At 71.6% G+C, this 4338-nt stretch carries 6 protein-coding genes; 4 read left to right on the top strand and 2 right to left on the bottom strand.

What is annotated here, in order from left to right:
• The first annotated feature begins 249 nt into the window (after nt 1-249).
• Nucleotides 250-1374: a S1C family serine protease gene (locus FNH05_RS33460; RefSeq protein ID WP_144592858.1), complete on the top strand. Its 1125-nt coding sequence runs from the start codon at nt 250-252 to the stop codon at nt 1372-1374.
• 45 nt (nt 1375-1419) lie between these two features.
• Here FNH05_RS33460 and FNH05_RS33455 read toward each other — a convergent pair whose 3' ends face one another.
• Nucleotides 1420-1836, bottom strand: a complete 417-nt coding sequence (locus FNH05_RS33455) for an archease (RefSeq protein ID WP_144592857.1) — start codon at nt 1834-1836, stop codon at nt 1420-1422.
• A gap of 138 nt (nt 1837-1974) precedes the next feature.
• Between FNH05_RS33455 and FNH05_RS33450 the strand changes: the two genes are divergently transcribed.
• The 3 genes from FNH05_RS33450 (at nt 1975) to FNH05_RS33440 (ending at nt 3828) form a co-directional block, all read left to right on the top strand.
• Nucleotides 1975-3090 carry a WD40/YVTN/BNR-like repeat-containing protein gene (locus FNH05_RS33450; RefSeq protein ID WP_144592856.1) on the top strand — a complete coding sequence of 372 codons (1116 nt, stop codon included), beginning with the start codon at nt 1975-1977 and terminating at the stop codon, nt 3088-3090.
• Nucleotides 3087-3383 carry a MoaD/ThiS family protein gene (locus FNH05_RS33445; protein WP_144592855.1) on the top strand — a complete coding sequence of 99 codons (297 nt, stop codon included), beginning with the start codon at nt 3087-3089 and terminating at the stop codon, nt 3381-3383. The genes FNH05_RS33450 and FNH05_RS33445 overlap by 4 nt, the downstream gene beginning before the upstream one ends.
• A 229-nt stretch (nt 3384-3612) precedes the next feature.
• On the top strand, nt 3613-3828 hold the full coding sequence (locus FNH05_RS33440; protein ID WP_144592854.1) for a hypothetical protein: 216 nt from the start codon (nt 3613-3615) through the stop codon (nt 3826-3828).
• 20 nt (nt 3829-3848) lie between these two features.
• Here the strand turns inward: FNH05_RS33440 and FNH05_RS33435 are convergent.
• Nucleotides 3849-4338: ROK family protein (locus tag FNH05_RS33435; protein WP_144592853.1), on the bottom strand; the 490-nt coding region annotated here is incomplete at its 5' end.

Raw genomic sequence — 4338 nt, 5'->3', positions numbered from 1 at the left:
CACCGATCCCCGATCGGGCTCCCGGACGGCAGTGGCGTGGACCATAACGCCGCCCTCCCCCGCCCTCGCTTCTCCCATCCGGGTGAGCGGTCCGGTCCGGATTGTCAGGCCGGGACAAGCGAATGTGGTGCTCCCTCCTCGCGCCCTGCGTACGGCCACCGCAGCCCAGCGTGACGAGCAAGACGGTTCCCCGGCCGCTTCACGGAAGCTGCGCAGGCGGTTTCGAGCCGTTGGGCGTTCACTGGAAGCATGAGCTATTACCAGCCGCCCTCACGGCCGGGTTCGCCCCGGCCGCTCCGGACGCTCGGTCTCGTGCTCGGTGCGGTCCTGGCGACCGTGCTGCTCGGATTCGCCTTCCTCGTCGCCGCGACGCCCCAGTCCGTTCCCGGTCATGCCCAGCTGAGCCTTGTGCAGCACAGCGGCACCGGACAGCAGGTCGCGGCGCCGCTGAGCACCCAGGCGATCGCGAACAAGGTCAATCCGGGCCTGGTGAACATCAACACCACCCTCGGCTACCGGGGCCAGCAGGCCGCGGGTACCGGCATGGTGCTGACCCCGAACGGGGAAGTACTCACCAACAACCACGTGGTCGCCGGGGCCACCAGCATCCGGGCGACCGCCGTGGGCAACGGCAGGACCTACGGGGCCACCGTCATCGGCTACGACCGCACCCGCGACGTCGCCGTGCTCAAGCTGGACGGCGCGTCCGGGCTTCCCACCGTCCCCCTCGGCGACTCGTCCCGGGTCGCGGTCGGGGACTCCATCGTCGCGCTCGGCAACGCGGGCGGCGCCGGGGGCACGCCCGTCCCCGCTCCCGGCAAGGTGAGCGCGCTGAACCAGTCGGTCAACGCCCTCGACGAGTCCACCGGCAACACCGAACAGCTCAGCGGGCTGATCCAGGTCAGCGCCAACATCCAGTCCGGTGACTCGGGCGGGGCGCTGGCGGGCAGCACCGGCAGGGTGATCGGCATGACCACCGCCGCCGCCACCGGCGGGCCCGGCGGCGAGGGCGGCGGCATCGGCTATGCCATGCCCATCAACCAGGCGCTGAGCGTCGCCCGGCAGATCGTGTCCGGGGCGGCGTCGGAAACGGTGCACCTCGGGAAGTCCGCCTTCCTCGGCGTCGCGATCAACGACTCCGTCTCGGGCGCGGTGATCCAGCAGGTCGTCGCGGGTGGCCCGGCCGCACACGCGGGAATCGCCGTGGGCGACACGCTCACCACCTTCGACGGCCATGCCGTCGACTCGGCCTCCACGCTGACCGGCCTGATGGACCGCTTCCACCCGGGCGACAAGGTCGGTGTGGGCTGGCTCAACCAGGCGGGCCACGAGCGCACCGCCACCGTCACCCTCGCCGAAGGCCCCGTCGGCTGACCCGGGGCTCCGGCGCGGCGACGGGCCGGGAGGCGTGGCACGGCTTCACAGGTCGATGGTGGCGAGGCAGCGCCAGGTGCCCGCCTCGTCCTCGGCGAAGCGGAGGCCGTGCCACGCCACCGCCTTCGGCGCCGGGCCGGTGATCTCGGCCTCCCGCCGGTCCACCACCGCCAGCCGCGCCTCGATTCCGGTGTCACTCCACAGAACCCGCACTCCGACCGGAAGCACGTCCTCGGTGTCGAGCCGGTAGATGATCTCGTCGAGCAGCGCGATCAGCGCCTCCTCCCCGGTGGCGACCAGCAGGTCCGCGCTGATCGTGCGGGTGTGCGCCCGGCCGGTGACGACGGCGAAGCTTTCCACCAGTGCGAGGGCCGCCTCGGCAAGGCAGTCCTCCCTGGTCGGTCCCCAGGCCTCGATTTCCAGGGCCGCGGTGCGCGGAAAGGTGCGGTGCCCGGCGGTCATCCCGTCACCACCGCACGTCCGGCGAGGTACGCATGCGGCCCGGATACCCGCCCCCGACGGCCGCGAAAGCGCAAGATTGGAGAAGACGGGCCTGCCGGGGGGTGCCTAGGTTGGGGGGAGGTTCCGAAAGGAGTGGCGATGACCGGCGTACGGGTACTGGTCGGCACGCGCAAGGGCGCCTTCGTGCTGACCTCGGACGGCAAGCGCCGCGAGTGGGAGGTCGGCGGCCCCCACTTCGGCGGCTGGGAGATCTACCACGTCACCGGCTCCCCGGCCGAGCCGGACCGGTTGTTCGCCTCGCAGTCCAACTCCTGGTTCGGCCAGGTCGTCCAGCGCTCCGACGACGGCGGCCGCACCTGGCGGCCGATGGGCAACGAGTTCACCTACGAGGGGCAGCCGGGCACGCACCAGTGGTACGACGGCACACCGCATCCCTGGGAGTTCGCGCGGGTGTGGCACTTCGAGCCCTCCCCGGCCGACCCCGATCTGGTGTACGCGGGGGTGGAGGATGCGGCGCTGTTCCGGTCCGTCGACGGCGGCGCATCCTGGCAGGAACTGCCGGGGCTGCGCAACCACGGCTCCGGGCCGCATTGGCAGCCCGGGGCCGGGGGCATGTGCCTGCACACGATCAAGCTGGACCCGGCCGATCCCGCGCGGATCTTCGTGGCCATCTCCGCCGCAGGCGCCTTCCGCAGCGACGACACGGGCAAGACCTGGCAGCCGATCAACCAGGGCCTGCGCTCCGAGGGCATCCCGGATCCCGACGCCGAGGTCGGGCACTGCGTCCACCGGCTCGTGCAGCACCCGGCCCGCCCGGACACGCTCTACATGCAGAAGCACTGGGACGTGATGCGCTCCGACGACGCCGGGGAGCACTGGCGGGAAATCAGCGGGGACCTGCCCACCGACTTCGGCTTCGCCATCGACGTGCACGCCCACGATCCGGACACCGTCTACGTGGTGCCCATCAAGAGCGACTACGAACATTTCCCGCCCGAAGGCAGGCTGCGCGTGTACCGCAGCCGCAGCGGCGGCGGGGAGTGGGAACCGCTCACCGAGGGCCTGCCCCAGCGTGACTGCTACGTGAACGTCCTGCGGGACGCGATGGCGGTGGATTCCCTGGACGACTGCGGCGTGTACTTCGGCACCACCGGCGGCCAGGTCTACGCCTCCCCCGACGCCGGGAACACCTGGGCGCCGATCGTGCGGGACCTGCCCGCCGTGCTGTCGGTGGAGGTGCAGACGCTGCCATGATCCGGGTCGTGCTGCCGGCTCACCTGCGGATCCTCGCCCGGATCGACGGCGAGGTCCGCCTCGAGGTCGACGGGGAAGTCACCCTCCGGGCGGTACTCGACGCGCTGGAGGCGCGATACCCGATGCTGCGGGGCACGATCCGGGACCGGACGAGCAGGAAACGCCGGGCCTTCGTCCGGTTCTTCGCCTGCGAAGAGGACCTCTCGCACGAGCCACCGGACACGCCCCTGCCCGCGCCGGTGGTCAGCGGGCACGAGCCGTTCCTCGTCATGGGAGCGATGGCGGGCGGCTGAGCTCGTTCGGCCAGTTCGGCCAGGGTGTACACGGTGCACACCGCCGAACACCGGTGAAGGGTGCCCGCCGGTACCTTCCCTAACCGCCGAAAGGGTTATGTTCTGTGAATTCCACCACCACCGGTGGCCGCCCGGCTCTACGATGTCGTCACGGCGTCCCAGTCCCCGACCAACCCTCCGGGACAGCCGAAAGGTCGTGATTGCAGTGTCAGAGCGCATGTCGGAGCCCATGTCGGAAAGTCCTCTGAAGGACCTGCCGGAGGACACCGGCCCAAGACCCGCGCCCCGGTCCGGGGATTCCTGGGAGGAGCTGCTGGAGCACTACCGGCACACCGCGGTCCAGACCCTGGCCCGCCACCTTCGCGGCGGCACCCGGTGCCGCGCCTGCGACCAGCCATGGCCCTGCCGGGCGGCCTGCGCCGCCGAAGCCACCCTCGAACTCTGAAACCACGGGTGTGCCGGGGGTCACCAGTCGGCGAGCACGGTTTCGAAGGCCAGTTCGGCGGCGCCCAGCAGCTTCGCGTCGGAACCGAGTGAAGAGGTCACCACGCGGGTGCCGCCCACGGCACGGCTGACCAGGCTGCGCTGCCGCACCACCCGCTCGACCCGCTCGACGAGTACCGGGGGCAGCGCGGTGAACAGGTCCCCGAGGACGACGAGCTGCGGGCACAGCAGATTGACCACGTTGCCCAGGCCGAGCGCGAGCCACTCGGCGAACTCGTCCAGCCGGGCCAGTGCCTCGTCGCCGCCTGCCGTCACGGTCCGCAGTTCGGCCACGATGGTGCCCATCGGCGAGTCCTCGTCGAGCCCCAGCGCCCGGCACAGGGCCCGCTCCCCCACCTCGGTCTCCCAGCAGCCGTAGGAACCGCAGTAGCAGCGCCGCCCGCCGGGCCGCACCACCATGTGCCCGACCTCGCCGATGTGGTGCCCGCCCGCGCCCCGCATGGACACCCCG

It is taken from the genome of Amycolatopsis rhizosphaerae, from assembly GCF_007713715.1.
Lineage (GTDB): Bacteria > Actinomycetota > Actinomycetes > Mycobacteriales > Pseudonocardiaceae > Amycolatopsis_E > Amycolatopsis_E rhizosphaerae.
Note: the sequence above shows the minus strand (reverse complement) of the source record. Positions and strands in the feature narration are given on the sequence as shown.